The sequence below is a fragment of the Nostoc sp. genome (assembly GCF_036917415.1).
GTDB lineage: Bacteria > Cyanobacteriota > Cyanobacteriia > Cyanobacteriales > Nostocaceae > Nostoc.
The window spans coordinates 57,982-76,674 of sequence record NZ_JBALDJ010000024.1 but is presented as its reverse complement, the minus strand read 5'-3'; the positions used below and the strand labels follow the sequence as shown (position 1 = coordinate 76,674).

20 protein-coding genes, 1 tRNA gene and 1 other annotated feature are annotated in these 18,693 nt (G+C 41.8%); of the genes, 15 read left to right on the top strand and 6 right to left on the bottom strand.

Going from position 1 to position 18,693, the window contains the following annotated elements:
• Window positions 1-213 precede the first annotated feature (213 nt).
• Window positions 214-1,218, top strand: a complete 1,005-nt coding sequence (locus V7K41_RS03260; RefSeq protein WP_334845703.1) for an ABC transporter ATP-binding protein — start codon at window positions 214-216, stop codon at window positions 1,216-1,218.
• Window positions 1,219-2,031: an ABC transporter permease gene (locus V7K41_RS03255; RefSeq protein ID WP_334845702.1), complete on the top strand. Its 813-nt coding sequence runs from the start codon at window positions 1,219-1,221 to the stop codon at window positions 2,029-2,031.
• A 28-nt stretch (window positions 2,032-2,059) separates the two neighbouring features.
• Here the strand turns inward: V7K41_RS03255 and V7K41_RS03250 are convergent, their stop codons facing one another.
• On the bottom strand, window positions 2,060-2,434 hold the full coding sequence (locus V7K41_RS03250; RefSeq protein ID WP_334845701.1) for a four helix bundle protein: 375 nt from the start codon (window positions 2,432-2,434) through the stop codon (window positions 2,060-2,062).
• A gap of 125 nt (window positions 2,435-2,559) precedes the next feature.
• Between V7K41_RS03250 and V7K41_RS03245 the strand changes: the two genes are divergently transcribed.
• The 3 genes from V7K41_RS03245 to purU all read left to right on the top strand — a co-directional run bounded on the left by V7K41_RS03245 (window position 2,560) and on the right by purU (window position 6,096).
• Window positions 2,560-4,359, top strand: a complete 1,800-nt coding sequence (locus tag V7K41_RS03245; protein ID WP_334845706.1) for a GldG family protein — start codon at window positions 2,560-2,562, stop codon at window positions 4,357-4,359.
• A 229-nt stretch (window positions 4,360-4,588) separates the two neighbouring features.
• A complete protein-coding gene (locus tag V7K41_RS03240) occupies window positions 4,589-5,215 on the top strand; it encodes a DUF4340 domain-containing protein (protein WP_334845700.1) in 627 nt (208 codons plus the stop codon).
• Window positions 5,216-5,241: 26 nt separating this feature from the next.
• Window positions 5,242-6,096, top strand: a complete 855-nt coding sequence (gene purU / locus V7K41_RS03235; protein ID WP_334845699.1) for a formyltetrahydrofolate deformylase — start codon at window positions 5,242-5,244, stop codon at window positions 6,094-6,096.
• A gap of 2 nt (window positions 6,097-6,098) precedes the next feature.
• On the opposite strand, the gene V7K41_RS03230 is transcribed toward purU, so the two are convergent.
• Window positions 6,099-6,272 carry a hypothetical protein gene (locus V7K41_RS03230; protein ID WP_334845698.1) on the bottom strand — a complete coding sequence of 58 codons (174 nt, stop codon included), beginning with the start codon at window positions 6,270-6,272 and terminating at the stop codon, window positions 6,099-6,101.
• 812 nt (window positions 6,273-7,084) lie between these two features.
• Here V7K41_RS03230 and V7K41_RS03225 point away from each other — a divergent pair.
• Window positions 7,085-8,173, top strand: a complete 1,089-nt coding sequence (locus tag V7K41_RS03225) for a HoxN/HupN/NixA family nickel/cobalt transporter (protein ID WP_334845697.1) — start codon at window positions 7,085-7,087, stop codon at window positions 8,171-8,173.
• 273 nt (window positions 8,174-8,446) lie between these two features.
• The gene (locus V7K41_RS03220) at window positions 8,447-10,735 is read left to right on the top strand and encodes an FUSC family protein (RefSeq protein ID WP_334845696.1); all 2,289 of its coding nucleotides are present in this window, start codon (window positions 8,447-8,449) and stop codon (window positions 10,733-10,735) included.
• 284 nt (window positions 10,736-11,019) lie between these two features.
• Here V7K41_RS03220 and V7K41_RS03215 read toward each other — a convergent pair whose 3' ends face one another.
• Entirely contained in the window at window positions 11,020-12,078 is a 1,059-nt protein-coding gene (locus tag V7K41_RS03215) for a glycosyltransferase family 2 protein (protein ID WP_334845695.1), read from the bottom strand.
• A 153-nt stretch (window positions 12,079-12,231) separates the two neighbouring features.
• Between V7K41_RS03215 and rplS the strand changes: the two genes are divergently transcribed.
• The 8 genes from rplS (at window position 12,232) to rplL (ending at window position 16,564) form a co-directional block, all read left to right on the top strand.
• The gene (gene rplS / locus V7K41_RS03210) at window positions 12,232-12,594 is read left to right on the top strand and encodes a 50S ribosomal protein L19 (RefSeq protein ID WP_094348921.1); all 363 of its coding nucleotides are present in this window, start codon (window positions 12,232-12,234) and stop codon (window positions 12,592-12,594) included.
• Window positions 12,595-12,748: 154 nt separating this feature from the next.
• Window positions 12,749-12,821, top strand: a tRNA-Trp gene (locus tag V7K41_RS03205).
• 189 nt (window positions 12,822-13,010) lie between these two features.
• Entirely contained in the window at window positions 13,011-13,232 is a 222-nt protein-coding gene (gene secE / locus V7K41_RS03200) for a preprotein translocase subunit SecE (protein WP_292780076.1), read from the top strand.
• The gene (gene nusG, locus V7K41_RS03195; RefSeq protein ID WP_292860709.1) at window positions 13,232-13,882 is read left to right on the top strand and encodes a transcription termination/antitermination protein NusG; all 651 of its coding nucleotides are present in this window, start codon (window positions 13,232-13,234) and stop codon (window positions 13,880-13,882) included. Before secE ends, nusG begins: the two co-directional genes overlap by 1 nt.
• Window positions 13,883-13,888: 6 nt before the next feature.
• A complete protein-coding gene (rplK, locus tag V7K41_RS03190; RefSeq protein WP_012412092.1) occupies window positions 13,889-14,314 on the top strand; it encodes a 50S ribosomal protein L11 in 426 nt (141 codons plus the stop codon).
• A 151-nt stretch (window positions 14,315-14,465) separates the two neighbouring features.
• Complete coding sequence (gene rplA / locus V7K41_RS03185) at window positions 14,466-15,179, top strand: 50S ribosomal protein L1 (protein ID WP_334845694.1); 714 nt, start codon at window positions 14,466-14,468, stop codon at window positions 15,177-15,179.
• A 56-nt stretch (window positions 15,180-15,235) separates the two neighbouring features.
• Window positions 15,236-15,403, top strand: a sequence feature (ribosomal protein L10 leader region).
• Window positions 15,404-15,466: 63 nt separating this feature from the next.
• The gene (gene rplJ / locus V7K41_RS03180; protein WP_334845693.1) at window positions 15,467-16,081 is read left to right on the top strand and encodes a 50S ribosomal protein L10; all 615 of its coding nucleotides are present in this window, start codon (window positions 15,467-15,469) and stop codon (window positions 16,079-16,081) included.
• A 90-nt stretch (window positions 16,082-16,171) separates the two neighbouring features.
• Complete coding sequence (rplL, locus tag V7K41_RS03175) at window positions 16,172-16,564, top strand: 50S ribosomal protein L7/L12 (RefSeq protein WP_334845692.1); 393 nt, start codon at window positions 16,172-16,174, stop codon at window positions 16,562-16,564.
• A 135-nt stretch (window positions 16,565-16,699) separates the two neighbouring features.
• Here the strand turns inward: rplL and V7K41_RS03170 are convergent, their stop codons facing one another.
• The 3 genes from V7K41_RS03170 to V7K41_RS03160 all read right to left on the bottom strand — a co-directional run bounded on the left by V7K41_RS03170 (window position 16,700) and on the right by V7K41_RS03160 (window position 18,663).
• Window positions 16,700-17,350, bottom strand: a complete 651-nt coding sequence (locus V7K41_RS03170) for a Uma2 family endonuclease (protein WP_334845691.1) — start codon at window positions 17,348-17,350, stop codon at window positions 16,700-16,702.
• Window positions 17,350-18,309: a hypothetical protein gene (locus tag V7K41_RS03165; protein ID WP_334845690.1), complete on the bottom strand. Its 960-nt coding sequence runs from the start codon at window positions 18,307-18,309 to the stop codon at window positions 17,350-17,352. Before V7K41_RS03165 ends, V7K41_RS03170 begins: the two co-directional genes overlap by 1 nt.
• Before the next feature lie 219 nt (window positions 18,310-18,528).
• Window positions 18,529-18,663 carry a hypothetical protein gene (locus V7K41_RS03160; protein ID WP_334845689.1) on the bottom strand — a complete coding sequence of 45 codons (135 nt, stop codon included), beginning with the start codon at window positions 18,661-18,663 and terminating at the stop codon, window positions 18,529-18,531.
• Between the last annotated feature and the right edge of the window lie 30 nt (window positions 18,664-18,693).

Here is an 18,693-nt window from a genome sequence, read left to right as displayed (position 1 = left end):
GAATTCGTAAACAGTTAATTCAATTTGACTGTCTTCGCAGTGCTATGGAAGATGTTCTTGGTACAGCGTCCTAACCAGCCTGGCGGCTGCTATACAAAGAGATTTTTCAGGAACTTTACCCGTTGTCGGCTAATCTTAGTGCCAGTCCCCCATACCCAATATTGCGATCTAAGATTGTTGGGTATCTTATAAATTGCGATCGCCACTATACCGATGATCGAAGTTGAGCATCTAAGTAAAATATACGGTTCCACCCAAGCGATTACTGATGTCACCTTTAGCGTCGAGCCTGGGGAGATTTTAGGGTTGTTGGGCCCCAATGGCGCTGGTAAAACCACAACCATGCGGATTCTGGCTGGTTATTTACCGGCAACCAATGGAAATGCCAAGATTGCTGGTTATGATGTCCATGAAAATTCCCTGGCTGTGCGCCAACGGATTGGTTATTTACCGGAAACACCGCCGTTATATCCAGACATGACGGTGGAGGGATTTTTGGATTTTGTCGCCCGAATTAAAGGAGTTTCAGCAGGCGATCGCCCCAACAAGGTAACAGCTGCTATTGAACGCTGCAATTTAGAAGATAAGCGGCGGGTGATTATTCGCAAACTCTCTAAAGGATACCGCCAAAGAGTAGGAATTGCTCAAGCGATCGTCCACGATCCCCCAGCAATCATTCTCGATGAACCCACCGTCGGACTCGATCCCCGACAAATAATTGAGGTACGGAATTTAATTAAAAGCCTCGCTGGGACTCACACAATTATTCTTTCCACGCACATTCTGCCAGAAGTGAGCATGACTTGTAGCCGCGTCGCCATCATCAATCGCGGTAAAGTCGTGGCAACTAATACACCAGAAAACTTAATGACTCAGTTGACAGGTGGCTCAGGGTATGAATTAGAAATAGAAGGAGAAGCTGCTCTAGCAAAACAGGTATTGCAAAAAGTCGCGGGTGTGAGTTTAGTAGAATCAATTCTGACAACCGGAGGTCATCAACCCCAGGCAAATCGCGCTTACTTGCGGGTGATATCGCAGCCGGGAAAAGAACCAGGAAAAGATATTGTCACAACATTAGTGCGTACAGGATTTGGTTTACATGAACTGAAGCGAGTTAACGCCACCTTAGAAGACGTGTTCTTGCAACTGACCACAGAAGAGAAAAATTTCGATACTGAGGTAGACTTAGCAGCAGACAACGAAGGAGAGGCAGCGTAAATGGGTGTAGTGCTGAGTAATATTATTGCCATTTATCGCCGAGAGTTACAGAGTTATTTTGTATCACCTTTGGCTTATGCGATCGCAGGCATATTTTGGTTGATTGCGGGATTATTCTTCGTGATGATTTTGCTAGGCCCAGATGGCATTTTGGTAGGAGTCGCGGCAATAGATGCACAAGGGCAACAACTCGGAGTGCCAGTACCACCGATAGATGTCCCCTACGAATTTATCCGGGCATTTTTAGATCGCATGGGATGGCTATTGTTGTTTATTCTGCCCATACTGTCGATGGGACTCTATGCCGAAGAACGTAAGCGAGGCACTTTAGAACTTTTAGCCACCTCACCAATCACCAATTGGGCGGTAGCTTTAGGTAAGTTATTAGGCGTGTTAACATTTTTTACCACGATGGTTGTACCCATGCTAGTGTTGGAAGCGATCGCCATCAGCGGCTCAAATCCACCAATGACACCCTCAATTCCCTTGCTCGGTCATATTGGATTAATCTTACTAGCAGCGGCAATTTTATCTGTAGGAATGTTTATTTCCTCATTAACAGACAGCACAATTCTATCAGCCGTTCTTACCTTTGCAGTAATCTTATTATTGTTATTGATTGATTTAATCGCCAAAATTGTCCCTGGCCCCGTGGGCGAAGCTTTAGGTTATCTATCGTTGCTGAAACATTACAACACCTTAATTCAAGGCATTTTTGATACCAGCGCCTTGATTTTATTCGCCAGTTACATTTTTTTGGGAATCTTTCTTACAGCTCAATCAATTGATGCACTGCGCTTTCAAAGGCAATAGTCATTGGTCATTTGTCATTCGTCATTTGTCATTTGTCATCTGGTATATTGCCAATTGAGTTTAGGTAGGAGTTTAATTTTGGTGCTAGTTCGTTAATGATTGTTTTGATTGCATTTATCTGTTCGCTAGTTAAAAGGTTACGAGTATAAGCCCGTCTTAACCAATGTTGAGTTTCATTTAAAGAACCTCTCGCTATCCTTATAAAACGTCTATTTTCTTGAAAACTACCTCTTCCTACACCTTCTGCTATATTGGCACCAATACTATCTGCCGAACGAACAATCTGTTTACCAATCGTATCTTTTGCAAAAAAACTCCATCCTTCAACAATTTTCCAAATGTCATCTGCTAATTCTTCTGATAATTGATAAACCTGTAATTCTTGGAAACGCTTTGTCGCCATTTATTTAGTTGTATTGGTTATCTTATTTTTAGTTACTCAATTTTCGTCCATATATTTTTACTTGTCACTATTTTTAGACCAATGACCAATGACAAATGACCAATGACAAATGACAAATGACAAACATGAAAATAGTTGCAAAAAAGAAATTGTGGAAATATCTGTTTTGGTTGGGCCCGTTCCTAATTACTGTCGGCTTAACAGTTGGGTTAGTCTCTGAACAGTGGGGATTAATTCCATTAGTATTTCTAATTGCCGGAATTGTTATCAGTGGGTTGGGGATAATATGGCAAAGCTATCAGAGTAACTGGTGGAATCGTCGGTCTACCCAAGCTGGGACTAATGCCCTAGTAGCGACTTTAGCAGTATTAGCAATTTTAGGATTGATTAACTTTTTGGGGACTCGCTACCACTTACGAGCAGACTTAACAGAGGCTCAATTGTTTACCCTTGCACCGCAGTCACGGGAATTAGTAAGGGTTTTACCACAGCCAGTTAAGCTGTGGGTGTTTGATATTAACCAAAATCCCCAAGACCGAGAACTACTAGAAAATTATCAGCGCCAAAGCTCAAAATTTAAATATGAGTATATTGACCCCCAAGCTAGACCAGGACTTGCAGAAAAGTTTGGCGTTAAAGATTATGGAGAAGTTTATTTAGAATCTGGCGATAAACGGCAATTAGTACAAACAATAAATGAAAATGAGCGCTTGTCAGAAATCAGATTAACTAGTCGCCTGCAACAACTAACAAATTCAACTACAGCCAAAGTTTACTTACTGCAAGGTCATGGCGAACGCCAACTTTCGCCTGGTAAAGATGCAATATCACAAGCAGTTCAGGGATTAGGCGACAAAAATTTCACAACATCACCGTTGAATTTAGGAGAAACTTCCAAAGTTCCTCAAGATGCGGCTGTAGTGATAGTAGCTGGCCCCAAGCGAGGGCTGTTTGAGGGTGAAGTCAAAGCTTTGCAAGAGTATCTTAATCGCGGCGGTAACTTACTGCTGATGATCGATCCTAACACCGATCCCAAACTTAACAGCTTGCTACAAGAGTGGGGTGTTCGTCTGGATAATCGTTTAGCAGTAGATGTTTCTGGCGAAAGTGTCATAGGACTTGGCCCTGCCACGCCCTTAGTAACAGAATACGGACAACATCCAATTACCAAAGATTTCGGTAACGGCAATTCTTTTTATCCGATTGCCCGACCACTGGAAATTACCTCTGTGCCTGGTGTTCAGGCTACGCCACTGTTACGAACTAAACCCTACCCCAACAGTTGGGCAGAAAGCGACCTCCAAAGCGAAAAATTAGAGTTTAATGCAGATAAAGACCTCAAAGGCCCTTTAACCTTGGGCGTTGCCTTAACAAGAAAACAAACACCCAAATCTGCTTCCACTCTCCAAGCTGCACCTACACCTTCACCCCTACCATCGCCAAGCACTCAAAGCAAGACTAGCCCTACTCCTTCCCCTTCCCCCAAGACTCCGCAAGCGTTACCCCTACCATCACCAACCACTCAAAGCAAGGTTAGCCCTACTGCTTCCCCTTCCCCCAAGACTTCGCAAGCGTTACCCCTACCATCACCAACCACTCAAAGTAAGGCTTCCCCCACTCCCCCTGCCTCCCCTGCTGCCTCATCTCAAACAGCCACCGAGTCACGGTTAGTAGTTTTAGGAAATTCCGATTTCGCCACTGATGGTTTGTTTCAACAGCAATTAAATGGAGATGTATTCCTCAACTCAGTTACTTGGCTGAGTCAACAGGATCAACAACCCCTTTCGATTCGCCCCAAAGAACCGAAAAACCGCCGGATAACCCTGACAACCACACAAGGTAATCTTTTAATATTGTTATCTCTATTGCTTTTACCCTTAATTGGGTTTGCGATCGCAGTTATTATTTGGTGGAAACGACGTTAGAGTTATGAATTTTCCCTCAGAGGCTGTTTGAAAAGTCGTATTGTTGGTATAAAAAGTTCTAGATCCCCCTAAATCCCCCTTATAAAGGGGGACTTTGATTCCGGTTCCCACCTTTTTAAGGGGGGTTAGGGGGGATCTAAAAGTGCCTAAAATTACAGTGAAATACTTTTCAAACAACCTCTCAGACCGAATGACAAATGACAAATGACAAATGACAAATGACTAAAAAATGAAATTGCCGCGAACAACTTTAATTTTGATACTGCTAGCGCTGGGTTTAGGTGGTTTTGTTTACTTCCATGAAATTCGGGGTGCAACTGTGCAAGAAGAAATCAAGGAGCAAAAGCAGAAAATTTTCTCTTTTGGAGAAGATGATGTGCAGTCTTTAACAGTCAATACAAAAAAACTCACCCTGAATCTGGAACGTAACCCTGAATCTTCTAGTAAGCCCAAGTGGTTAATCAAATCTCCAATATCGGGCCCAGCAAATGACGCTATTGTTTCTTATTTAATGGATTTATTAGTCAAAGGTAATAGCGAGCGCACTTTATCAACTCCCGCAAAACAGCTTGGAGAATTTGCCTTAGATCCACCCCAAGCAACTATTAATATCACCCTGAAAAACCGACAAAGCCATCAGTTGATTTTAGGTAAATCTAACTTTAACGGTCGTTTATTGTATGCTCAAGCTGACCCTGCTGTAAAACCCGATGGTAATATAAATGTGCTGTTGGTATCTACAGATTTTGCAAATGCTGTAAATCGGGAATTATCAGAGTGGAAACAACCTGTAGATAATAGTCAGAAACTTCCTCCGCTCACCATTCCCAATCCGACTCCGACAAACAGCAAATAATTAATTCCAAATCTGGCGATATTATTATGACAAATCCGACAGCAACATTGCTGATTTACTGCCCCGATCGAAGAGGATTGGTAGCAAAATTTGCCAATTTCATCTATTCTAACGGTGGTAATATTATCCATGCAGATCAGCATACAGATTTTGCTGCTGGGTTATTCCTTACCCGCATTGAATGGCAATTAGATGGGTTTAATTTACCGCGAGAATTTATTGCCCCTGCATTTAATGCGATCGCACAACCTTTAGGCGCTAAGTGGGAAATACGTTTTTCTGATACAGTACCACGAATTGCTATTTGGGTAAGTCGGCAAGACCATTGTCTATTTGATTTAATTTGGCGACAACGCGCCAAAGAATTTATTGCTGAAATTCCTTTAATTATTAGTAATCATTCTAATTTAAAGGTAGTGGCAGAGCAATTTAATATCGAATTTCAGCACATTCCCATCAATAAAGATAATAAATCAGAACAAGAAGCCCAACAACTAGAATTACTACGTCAGTACAAAATAGATTTAGTTGTATTGGCGAAATATATGCAGATTGTTAGTGCAGATTTTATTAGTCAATTTCCGCAAATTATTAATATTCATCACTCATTTTTACCAGCTTTTATCGGAGCAAACCCTTATCACCGAGCTTTTGAACGAGGTGTGAAAATTATTGGTGCAACAGCACATTATGCCACTGCTGATTTAGATGCAGGCCCAATTATTGAACAAGATGTAGTGCGAGTTACCCACCGTGATGAAGTTGATGATTTGGTGAGAAAAGGTAAAGATTTGGAGAGAGTTGTATTAGCAAGAGCCGTGCGATCGCACTTACAAAATCGTGTATTAGTCTATGGTAATAGAACAGTAGTCTTTGAGTGATTTTATATCCGGGTAAGTTCAGCTAGGGGGAATTGACGGAGGAATTCTGAAAGTTTGGTGAGTTGGTCTGGGTGGGTGTTGTGTGTGGTCAGGCTTTGAGCAAGGAATTGGATAATATACAGTTTATCGTTGGCGGAAAGCTGAAGGAGTTGTTGTTCGAGTTCTGGGATAGCCATGTCCTTTGTAATCACAAATGACAAAGCGCAAAGTCTGAGCGTCGGCTGACGGCGGTCATAACTTTGTAAGAGAGGACAAATGACTAAGGACGACCATAACAAAAATTTTCATAATCTCATTTAGGATTGCTATACTAACCATTTTTGATAATAACTCAAAATATATTGAGAAGCTTCTTTAGTCTTATTTATCAAACAGAATATATGCGTCAGTCGCCAGAATTCAGAATTGAATTCTGAACTTCATAGTGGATGAATAAACGGGTTTAAAACCCCCTCCAAATCTACGATTTGGTGGTCAACAAGACCGGCGCCGGTCTGAATCCCCGACTGTAAGCGTTGCCTCTTCGAGTCCACGTTCGCGCTAGCGTCTCGTAGAGAGCGTCTTGATTCTGACGCCAAGCCGCAAAGCGTCTCCGGCTCCGCTCCTGAATTCTGATTTCTGAATTCTTCTTCAAAAAGATTTCAGCCTGCTAATGCTGCTCATATGAAGTATGACCTACTAGTCACACTTTTGACATAACTTTGCAATATCTTTGTCATTTAGATAGGTTTTACTTAACCTTACGTCAATGTCAATGTAAGTAATTTTGATGAATTAAACCTCTATAGTTCGGATTTCTCACCACATCTCTCAAAGCCTGCGCTTGTGCTCTTGAGCAGGGGATTTAGAAAGGAGTTCTTATACAAGTTCTTTTCCCTCAAGCTTGTGAGAAATGCGGGTATAGGCTGGCTCAATATGCTTGTACGGCTTATAGAGAGTCTCATTCGTTTTTCACCTTGTCGAAATATACCTTTATAAAAACTGATAAATGCTAGCCAGATTTTCGCGTGTTTTCAACGATAGTTCCAGAAACGTTAGACGTAAAGTTATCAACATCTATGCGTTCTTGATTAGCGTAAATATTTTGGTCTGGGTAGTTGCCCTCATTGCATTTCACAGCTATCCCCTTCTGCTTGGCACTGCCGTATTAGCTTATAGCTTTGGTCTACGTCATGCTGTAGATGCCGATCACATCGCCGCGATTGACAATGTTACCCGTAAATTGATGCAGGAGAACAAACGACCTGTTTCTGTTGGGTTCTTCTTTTCTCTAGGTCATTCCACTGTTGTAATTGCGGCCTCTGTTGCGATCGCTTTAACCACTACAACCATCCAGAACAACTTTCCCAGTTTTGAAAAGGTTGGAGGACTGATTGGCACTAGCGTTTCTGCACTTTTCTTACTAGCAATTGCAGCGATCAATATGGTGGTGCTATGGGATGTTTATAAGACCTTCCAAACTGTCAAGCGAGGAGGAATCTATGATGAGCAATCCTTAGATGAATTTTTGAACCAACGCGGGCTACTCGGTCGCATCTTCCGTCCTTTGTTTGGGTTGATAGATAGTAGCTGGAAAATGTTTCCTTTAGGTTTCGTTTTTGGTTTAGGCTTCGACACAGCGACAGAGGTAGCACTGCTGGGGATTTCTGCAAATCAAGCAGCCAAAGGTTTGCCTATCTGGTCGATCCTATTATTTCCAGCTTTGTTCACCGCAGGTATGTCCCTAGTTGATACCACTGATGGTATTTTAATGCTTGGTGCTTATGGCTGGGCTTACGTCAAACCAATCCGCAAGCTCTACTACAATATGACCATCACCTTTGTTTCTGTACTAGTTGCCGTGGTCATTGGCGGAATTGAAGCTTTGAATATTATTGGCGATCAGTTACAACTGAAAAGTCCGTTTTGGGATTTCATTAGTAAACTAGGTGATAACTTTGGTACAATTGGTTACTTAATCATTGCAATTTTTGTATTAAGTTGGTTACTTTCAACCATCATCTATAAAATCAATAAATATGATGAGTTGGAAGTTACTAGCGCTACAACCGTTAAAAACAAGAGGAATAGGCATTGAGCTTATATGTGCAATTATATCCGAATAAATTTAGGGACTAAGTAGGTGGGCGTAAATATTTGTCGTTGGGATAAGGCAGGAGGCAGAAGGCAGAAGGCAGGAGAAAAGAGGGTTTTAGCCTCGTTCATTTTTGTTAACATAGTTTGATTTTATTCTGCCTACCTACTTATACAAAAAAGTCCGCCTACGCGGACTTAAAAAAAATAGTTATTTCAAGAATGGCTAAAATGCTTTAAGAAGCGATCGCGCTTTGTTATAATCGTCAGTCTCATAATGTCATTTACAGATAAACGTCCTCTGGGTTGGTTGTTACAGCAGTTTCAACTCCAGCCAGGTAAACCCGCCCTTTCCTCTGGATTGCGTAGCCTTTTTATACTGGGTGTTCCAATTGGAATTGGAATCATTACAGGTCATGCTGCTGAAAGTGCGATCGCCACTATGGCAGCTTGGTTCGTTGGGATGGTAAATGTTGACGGAGCCTACCGTCAGCGAGCGATTGCTATGAGCGCAGCTACGATTGGGGTAACTGTGATGTTCTTAATCGCAAGTCTGGTTAGCAGTCATCTCTGGTTAGCTGTCCCAACTACATTCTTGGTAATATTTATCACAGGTTTAGCAAATCTCTATGGCAACGTGGCTGCATCTGTCAGCTTGATTACTTCGATTATGTTTGTGATTGCGCTGGCTAGATTCGCTTCATTTTCTAATTTGCCTACTCTTATTCAACACTGTGGGCTATGTCTAGCTGGTGGAACATGGACAACTGTCCTGTCATTAGGACTGTGGGTACTGCGTCCTTATGTACCTGCAATGCAGATAGTTGCTAACTGTTATCTCTCATTAAGCAATTTTGTGGACTTGGCAGGCCACAGAGCATTAAATCCAAAGGATCGTCAGGAGTGGGAACAGCAATTTTTGCAAGCTCAGGATACGATTATTCAGAACTTGACATCTGCCCGTAGCGTCTGGACAACTATCTGGACTAGGCAAAGAGGAGCTAACCTACGAGGAAATCAGTTACTTGTATTAATCGAGGATGTAAATCAAATTGTCAATTCTGTTGTAGCACTGAACGAACTGTTAGCGATCGCATCCGAACATCAACTATTTTCTCGGTTACAGAAAGAAATTCAACAAGTGATAGAACAGTTGGCAATTGCTCTGCAAATGTTATCAGAAGCGATCGCTAAAGGAAAAAGCTCACCTCACTTAGGGGATCTGGATCGAAGTATTGAAGCACTAGAACACCAAAGGCAAGTTCTGCGCTCTCAAGTCCTCAATCAAACCATCAATGCTCAGACAGATGACTATTCCGATCTAGTTAACCTTGGGAAGATTACAGCCAGTCTGACAAAGCTGGCAGAGCAAATTCATACTGATGCAGAGATTGTTACAGATTTAAGCCAAGGAAAACTGCGTAACAGCATTGCCCAGCGAGATATTTCCCCCCCAGCCCAACCAGAGCGTTCTACAATTATTGATACACTGCGAAATAATTTTACTTTTGATTCAGTTCTCTTTCGTCATGCGTTGCGTCTGGCACTAATAACAACGCTTGCGGAATTACTTGCCTCGCTATTCCAACTACCTAGAGGCTACTGGATAACGCTAACAGCTTTAGTTGCACTTAAACCCAACTTTGGGGGAACGTCACAGACAACAGTCCAAAGAGTCGTTGGCACTATTTTAGGTGGAATTATCGGTATTGCTCTGATTTTACTAGTTAAGAATTCATTAGCGAGTGCAGTTTGTTTCCTGCTGCTGGTGTTTGTTGCGATGTCGGTGCGATCGTTAAGCTACAGCATATTCATCATACTGCTCACTCCCGCCATCATATTGCTACTCAACATTATTAGTGCAGGTGGCTGGAAGGTTGGAGTATTGCGGATCTTCGATAGTTTGGCTGGGGGCGTCTTAGCACTGCTTGGCAGCTATTTGCTTTTCCCTAGTTGGGAACGACAGCAACTTCCTGCACAACTGGAAAAGACAATTCGAGCTAATCTTGCTTACTTTCAACAGGTGATTGCGAACTACCTCCATCCAGAACATAATGCATTTGCTGATTCTATCAACACGCTACGCCACCAAGCAGCGCTAGAAAACGTCAACGCTAACGCCGCAGCTCAACGATTGTTCAGCGAACCTCGTCATATTCACGGAGAAATCGAACCTGTAATGACGCTGATGGCATACATTCGTGGCTTTTTCAGTTCGGTAACAACTTTGGCAGAACATCTGCGGGAATTTAGCGGCGAGTACCAATTTACTGAACTCAAGCGACTTGCCGATACCATTGTCCAAGTTTTGGAAAACTTAGCAGATGCCCTTGGACAGGGACAGCCACCTCAACTATTACCAGCGCTAGATAGCTATCTCGAAGCAATTCACAACCAAATCCAACAGCTACATACTGCTCGGTTATCAGAGATTGCCACCAATTCCAACACTTTAACTCCCACATTACAAGCCGTTCAAGAACAAACTCTGCTCTCGACAGAACTGGATCGAATTGTTAATGAAATTAAAGTTATGCACTGTGTAATTGCTCGTCTGCAAGAATAATTTTCTTTATACAGAATTGGTATAAGTAAGTGGGCAGAATAAAACCGAACTGTGTGAAGAAAAGTAAATAAGGCTCAAACCCTTTTTCCCCCTGCCCCCTGCTCCCTGCCTTATCCTAACGATAATTATTTACGCCCACCTACTTAATATGGCCACCTAAAGTTTGTGCAATCGGGTACTTCGATACAAGTCAATTACACTGGGGCTTATTATCATGATGACATCGTGGCAACTTTGAATAATTTCACTGCGACAAATCTAGTAGTTGGTAGTAACGTCCTCGTCTAGCGCTCACAGTTCGACTGGGCGCTCATGGGCAAGTCCACCAGTCGCTCAGAATTTAATTCTAAGTTCTGAAGACTGGCGCTTTTATTCTGGGCATTTTGCCAGACATCATAATACAACTCAATCAATACAAGTTTACGAATCTGAGAATTGTTTCCCTGAGAGCGGCGTGATGAAATAGCAGTTAGCAAAAACTTCCAAGACCGAGGAGAAAGTATAGATGGATCTATCATTGAAAGAAAACTCTTGAGATTTTTTTGCTTCAGTGCGACTAAAATCCAATGGAGTCTTAGGTAATTTTTTATATCCTGAAAGACAGGAATCTTTGAGCGATGTTGCTCATTTACCAAGGCGTAAATTTTCTCCTTCATCAAAATATTTGTTGCCAACCGCCGAGACAAAGAAAACTTTTGATTATATGCACCCGGCCAGATAGTGCGGTAAGCAAGACACTGGTTGAAGAAAATAGCATCGCCAAACTGAGCAATCCGAATCCAAGAATCGATGTCATCACAGTTAGCATCGAGTGTGGAGTCCCAACCACCACTTTGCAGGAAAGCATCACGTCGACAAGCTACTTGTACAGGTGTGCCAAAAGGTACAAGCTCTAAAAGCATCCCGTAGTGAATATCGGCTTGTGGGATATAAAAAGCTAAACCGGGGCCAACTTGGGGGGTGCGAGATAGTTCAACTTCATTGCCATCCACCTGAGCCGCCACACAAGAGCAGATTACAGCTTCAGGACGAAGTGCGATCGCCTTTGCCATCTCTTCTATGCAGTTAGGCGCTAAATAGTCATCATCATCTAAGAACTTAATCCAGTCGCCGCTAGCTTTGGCAACTCCAGCATTTACCGTTGCTGCATGACCAAGGTTTACTTCGTTACGATGGTAAACAATCTTGTCCCCTAAGTTTTTGAGATAGGTTTGGGTGTCATCAGAAGAACAATCGTCAGCTACAACCACCTCGCACTCGATTGTTTGGTTACGAGCCGAATCAATTGCTCTTTGCAGCAAATTCAAGCGATTATAGGTACTGATGACGATGCTAAATTTCATAAATTTTTCCTTTGTAGTACGGCATTTTGCAATATAGCTTCGATATGCAGGCTGTTGTATCAGTACAATTATCAATCCTAACAAGTAGACTGAAATAGGATTATCGATTTATCATTGATGATCGTGAGTTTTTTTTAAGCAGACAGAAAGACTATGAACGCTCAAGAGATTATCCGCTCCATTGAAGCGGAACAGATAAAATCGAATCTGCCCGACATTTATGTGGGCGACACTGTAAAAGTGGGAGTGAAAATCAAAGAAGGCGAAAAATACCGCGTGCAACCCTACGAGGGAGTTGTGATTGCCAAGCGCAATGGCGGCATCAACGAAACTATTACAGTTCGTAAGGTTTTTCAAGGCGTGGGCGTTGAGCGGGTATTTCTGTTGCATTCTCCCCGGATTGACAGCATTAAGGTGTTACGTCGCGGTAAAGTACGTCGTGCTAAATTATATTATCTTCGCGATCGCGTAGGTAAGGCAACCCGAATCAAGCAACGGTTTGACCGCCCTTTGTAATTAGTCTTGCAAAAATATCGGAGAAATCTCTTTTCTGTAAGCGGCATCTGCCGCTAACTTGTTTTCAAGGGCAAAACTAAGGTATGATGTAAATCGCATATTGCGTTAAACTGAAATTTAGTTCAGCGCAATCACTGAATCAAAAACAGCTTGTGCGCTCTTAGTTCAGTTGGTAGAACGCAGGTCTCCAAAACCTGATGTCGGGGGTTCAAGTCCTCCAGGGCGCGCTCAAAAGCAAAAAAAACAAAGCCCGAAATAATTACGCAGCTGCTAATATAGCAGTTAGCGCTAATAATTTCGGGTAAACTTATTGTATTTGTAGTTGTTTTGCTGACAGTAAGTAAAATAGAGTCGAAACTGCAAACCTAGATGACAATTAAACAGGATCTAGTATAAGAAACGGGGGATAAACGGTCGTGGCCAAAAAAAGTGAAGCAGAATTGCCAGAAACCGCAAATGGGTTTAGCTTTGGCAACTTCATACAGGGAACCAAAGAAGAACTTGAAAAAGTAGTTTGGCCCAGTCGAAAACAGATAGTGAGCGAATCCGCCGCTGTGTTGTTAATGGTGGCACTCTCCGCATCTTTGATATACTTGGTCGATGGATTGTTTCATTGGGCAGCAAAACAGGTGTTCTAATGAGTTTTGCAACAGATGAACCACGCAACTCAATGTTGCAGTCAGAAGAAACAGCAGAAGCAACAGAAGCAGCAGAAGCAGCGTCAAAAGAAGCACGCTGGTATGCAGTACAAGTAGCTTCAGGTTGTGAAAAGCGTGTAAAGACTAACTTAGAGCAACGCATTCAAACTTTTGATGTGGCTGACAAAATTATCCAGGTAGAAATTCCGCAGACGCCAGCGGTGAAAATCCGCAAAGATGGCAGTCGCCAGCATACAGAAGAAAAAGTTTTCCCTGGCTATGTGCTGGTACGGATGATGATGGATGATGATACTTGGCAGGTGGTACGCAACACCTCTCATGTAATTAACTTTGTCGGTTCCGAACAAAAACGTGGTAGCAGCAAGGGTCGCGGTCATGTCAACCCCATACCACTGAGTTCTTCAGAAGTTGAACGCATATTCAAACAAACCAACGAACAAGAAGCTGTTGTCAAAATTGACATGGCTACTGGTGATAAGATAATGGTGCTTTCTGGTCCATTTAAAGACTTTGAAGGCGAGGTAATTGAAGTCTCTCCAGAGCGGAGTAAACTTAAAGCCTTGCTCTCAATTTTCGGCAGGGATACACCAGTAGAATTGGAATTTAATCAGGTAGAGAAACAGAGTTAAATACAAATGGCGAAGAAAGTAGTGGCGGTCATTAAACTGGCCCTGAATGCTGGAAAAGCCAACCCAGCACCGCCAGTTGGTCCCGCCTTGGGTCAACATGGTGTCAACATCATGATGTTTTGTAAAGAGTACAACGCCAAAACAGCAGACCAAGCTGGAATGGTGATACCTGTAGAAATTTCGGTTTTTGAAGACCGGAGTTTTACATTCGTACTCAAGACGCCACCCGCATCAGTGCTGATTCGGAAGGCGGCGAAAGTTGAAAAAGGCTCGAATGAACCCAACAAAAAGAAGGTTGGGTCAATTACCAAAGCACAATTGCAAGAAATAGCCCAAACCAAACTCCCCGATCTCAACGCCAACGATATAGACGCGGCAATGAAGATTGTGGCAGGAACGGCTAAGAATATGGGTATAACAGTCAAAGATTAGTCATTGGTCATTGGTCATTAGTTGATGCTTAGTAACTTTAAACAAATGACAAAAGACAAATGACAAAGGATAAAAGACAAAGGACAAAGGACAAGTAACCAAAAATTATCGGGGGAGAGGCGAGGCTTCGGAATTTACCCCAGGAGAACAAATGCCAAAAATATCACGTCGTTTGCAGGGTCTGCAAGCAAAAGTAGAAGACAAGGACTATCATCCCCTAGAGGCTTTAGCCCTTCTCAAAGATACAGCAACAGCTAAATTTACTGAAGCTGCGGAAGCGCATATCCGATTGGGAATTGACCCCAAGTATACAGACCAACAGTTGCGGACAACGGTAGCACTGCCCAAAGGTACAGGACAAATCGTTCGGGTAGCGGTGATAGCCAGAGGCGAAAAGGTAAACGAAGCCAGCAGTGCTGGTGCTGATTTAGTTGGGTCAGAAGAACTGATTGACGAAATCCAGAAAGGTAGAATGGATTTTGACAAGCTGATTGCCACACCCGATGTCATGCCACAGGTGGCAAAGCTGGGTAAGTTGCTTGGACCGCGTGGTTTGATGCCATCGCCCAAGGGTGGAACCGTAACATTTGACTTAGCAGGTGCGATCGCAGAATTCAAAGCAGGTAAATTAGAATTCCGAGCCGATCGAACTGGTATTGTCCATGTTATGTTTGGTAAGACAACCTTCTCGCCCGAAGATTTGTTAGTTAACCTAAAGGCATTGCAGGAAACGATTGACCGTAACCGTCCTTCAGGAGCTAAAGGTCGTTATTGGCGCACATTTTATGTGTCAGCCACAATGGGACCATCAATTAAACTTGATATCAGTGTCCTACGAGATTTGAAACTGAGCCAAGCAAGTTAATTTTTAGTCATTAGTCATTTGTAAAGGCAAAGGACAAATGACAAGAGACAAATGACAAAATTAAATAGGCAAAGCCGGAGACAGCAGGTGCTAATAACTTAATATCCTGCCGAGGTTAAAACTCTAATTGTCAGAATTACCACCCGTAAAGGTGTGATATCTATGGCATCACGAGTCTTACTACTCAACCCCGGCTAAGTTAGCTGGGGTTTATTGTTTGGGTTCAGATTAATAAAAAACACACAACTAGGGCACTTCCCCGATTGTTTTAAGGAGGTGAGATTGGAATGGGTAGAACAGTAGAAAATAAAAAAGAAATAGTCGCTGACCTCAAAGAAACTTTGAGTGAGTCAACTCTGGCACTGGTAATTGACTATCAGGGGCTAACAGTTTCGGAAATCACAGACTTACGGCGGCGGTTGCGTCCCAGTGGCACTGTTTGTAAAGTGACTAAAAACACCCTGATGGGCATTGCCATTAAAGACGATGAAAAATGGCAACCTCTATCGGAATTACTCAACGGTGCTTCCGCCTTTTTGCTGGTAAAAGAAGATTTTTCATCGGCAATTAAGGCATACCAAGAATTCCAGAAAGTCACCAAGAAAACAGAACTTCGCGGTGGTGTACTGGAAGGTCGCCTACTCAAAGAACCTGATGTCAAGGTACTAGGAGACTTGCCATCTAAGGAACAACTCATCGCCCAAATCGCTGGGGCTATCAACGCCTTGGCTACCAAGATTGCTGTGGGTATCAACGAAGTTCCTGGTTCGCTGGCTCGTGCTTTGCAGGCTGTGGCCGACCAAGAGCAAAGTGGTGGTAGTACCGAAACTGCTGCTGTACAAGATAGCAGTGCCGAAACCGCTACTGAAGCTGATAGCAGCACTGAAACTGCTGCTGAATAATCAGACTTCGTGTTTCATCAGTCAAAAGTCTATAGTTAAAGACCAATGACCGATGACAAATAAATAATCAAAATTACAGGAGTTATATCAATGTCTGCTGCAACCGATCAAATTTTAGACCAACTAAAAAACCTGTCTTTAATCGAAGCTTCTGAGTTAGTCAAGCAAATTGAAGAAGCTTTTGGTGTAAGTGCTGCTGCACCTGTTGGCGGCATGATGATGATGCCTGGTGGTGGTGGTGCTGCTCCTGCTGAGGAAGTTGTTGAGCAAACCGAGTTTGAAGTGATTCTCGAATCAGTCCCAGCTGATAAGAAGATTGCTGTACTGAAGATTGTCCGGGAATTGACCGGTTTGGGTCTCAAAGAAGCTAAAGACTTGGTGGAAGCTGCGCCCAAGGCAGTTAAAGAAGGTATTGCTAAGGATGCTGCTGAAGATGCTAAGAAGCGCATCGAAGAAGCTGGCGGTAAGGTGACTGTTAAGTAGTCACAATTCTATTACCAGTTTTTTATTAAGGAGCCTAACTTAGGCTCCTTTTTTTATCGTAGAGTCTTCTGTTACAGATAAAAATAATATTCAGTATTACAACGCTTATTTGTTGTTAAAAGAGCAAAGGTTACATTAAGTTGGGTTGATTTGCTTTCTTACCCATTGACGAAATGTTCTAAGCGTTGGACTTCTACCTAGAGTTCGGCTCTGTTCGACAAACTGGGGAATTGCTTCAACAATAGGCAAGTTGGAAAAAGTAGAACTAATTTCAGACTCAATGTATTTGCCATCCTGAAGAATATTAATTTGTAGCTTGCCATTTTCATATCGCCAGAGTTCAGGAACTCGCAATGCTTCATAAGCATCAAGTTGAGTTTTGGAAGTCACATCAACTTCAATTGCAAGGTCAGGTGGCGGGTCAATCCTCAAGTCTATTCGCTCTTTACCAATCATTTGAGCATGATTTTGAATGTAGAAAGAGTCATCAGGCTCTACACCAAAAGCCATATCTTCACGTTTGAAAGTGGTTGAGCCAAATGTTTCACAGTCAATCTCTAACTCTTCCAACAGAATTCTCACCAAATCCCCAATGATGACTTTGGCTTTCTCATGCTTTGGTAATGGCATTCTCATCTCCAAAGTTCCCTGGCTGTAAGCCAATCGAGTGGCTCGATGGTCGCCAAGTTCTTCTAAAACTGCCTCAAATTCTTGCCAGCTAACATCGTGGAGTATTATTCTATGTCCCGGCGGAACACTTAATTGTCGTAATTGAAGTGTAACCATTACTTACCATTGCCTGATTTATCTTGAAGAAAAGTTTTAATACAATCAACTAATTGTTGCTTCTCTTGATAAACAGAACTATAAACCTGAGTTAAAGGTATTATTTCGTCTGAGTTTAATACAAAAGTAACTCGATAAAGCCAGCCACCTTCTTCTCCTTCTATGTGTTCTAGTTTTACATCTTTAATCTCATTTAATGAATGCTGAATAACTTCCTTTCCTAATTTACCGAACCATTGATGTCGGCTTATCGTCATAGTATTAGTTTCTTTCTCAAATTTACAATCTGTAACTTTTCCCAATGCTATGATTAATAACGCTAATAAACCAAAGAACATTGTAATCTTAAAACCTGCATGGACTCCATCACTGTCATTCTGTAAAACTGATAAAGTCTTTTCTGAAGGATTTGTTATAAAATATTTTATGGACTCAGCTATTGAGTACAATTTGTCAAGTTTATAGTTTTTTGTATAGTAGCTTAAATTTTTAAAAGGAATATTGCCTAAATCAGTAGATAGGAATAATTGATAAGTTTTAGTGATTTCTCGATGGCTATTTTCATTATCAATAGCTTCAATTTTAACTGAGTTAAGTTCCGAAAATACTTTTGTTCTAACTTGATTATCGAACAAGCCAATTTCCCGTAATTCGCACTGTAATGTATATTTGTCTTGATTAAAAAACGATGCATTTTGGAATGAACGGCTACAGTTTAGTTTAGTAATGGGTGTAAGCATCAAAGTAGCTAATAAGAAAATTAATGTAATTCCAACGATAATTATCCCTATACTCTGCGATAACTTAGGTTGGGTTATAAATACTAATTTAGATGAAGTATGTTCTGAAAGTATGATGGATTTACGAATAATAAAATACAAAAACAATCCACCATCTGCTAAAATAATAAAGATAAATAACCCATAGCTTAATTCTTGATAAAAGTTGCTATTTTGCATAACTAAAGTTATAAAATTAAATAACTAAACATAAATCATTTATAATATAAATATTATTTAATGCCAACTTGACCAAATCAAAACTCGACCTGCTCAACTTGGAGGTCGGGATTGGCAGCGTGAAGACCTCTATTTAAATTGGACTTTAGTTATTAGCCCGAAACTTTAAGTTCCGGGCTAGTGTTTATTTTAGATTAATCCAAAATCTAAAATCCAAAATTACTTGCCGTTGCCGTTACCACCATTGCCATTGCTGTGAATGACACGTTCAGCAAGTTTTTCCGGCACTTCCTGGAGATGGTCGTATTCCCAGTGGAAGGAACCAACGCCGAGGGTGAGCGATCGCAATCTCACTATAAAACAATGTATAATGTAATGTATACA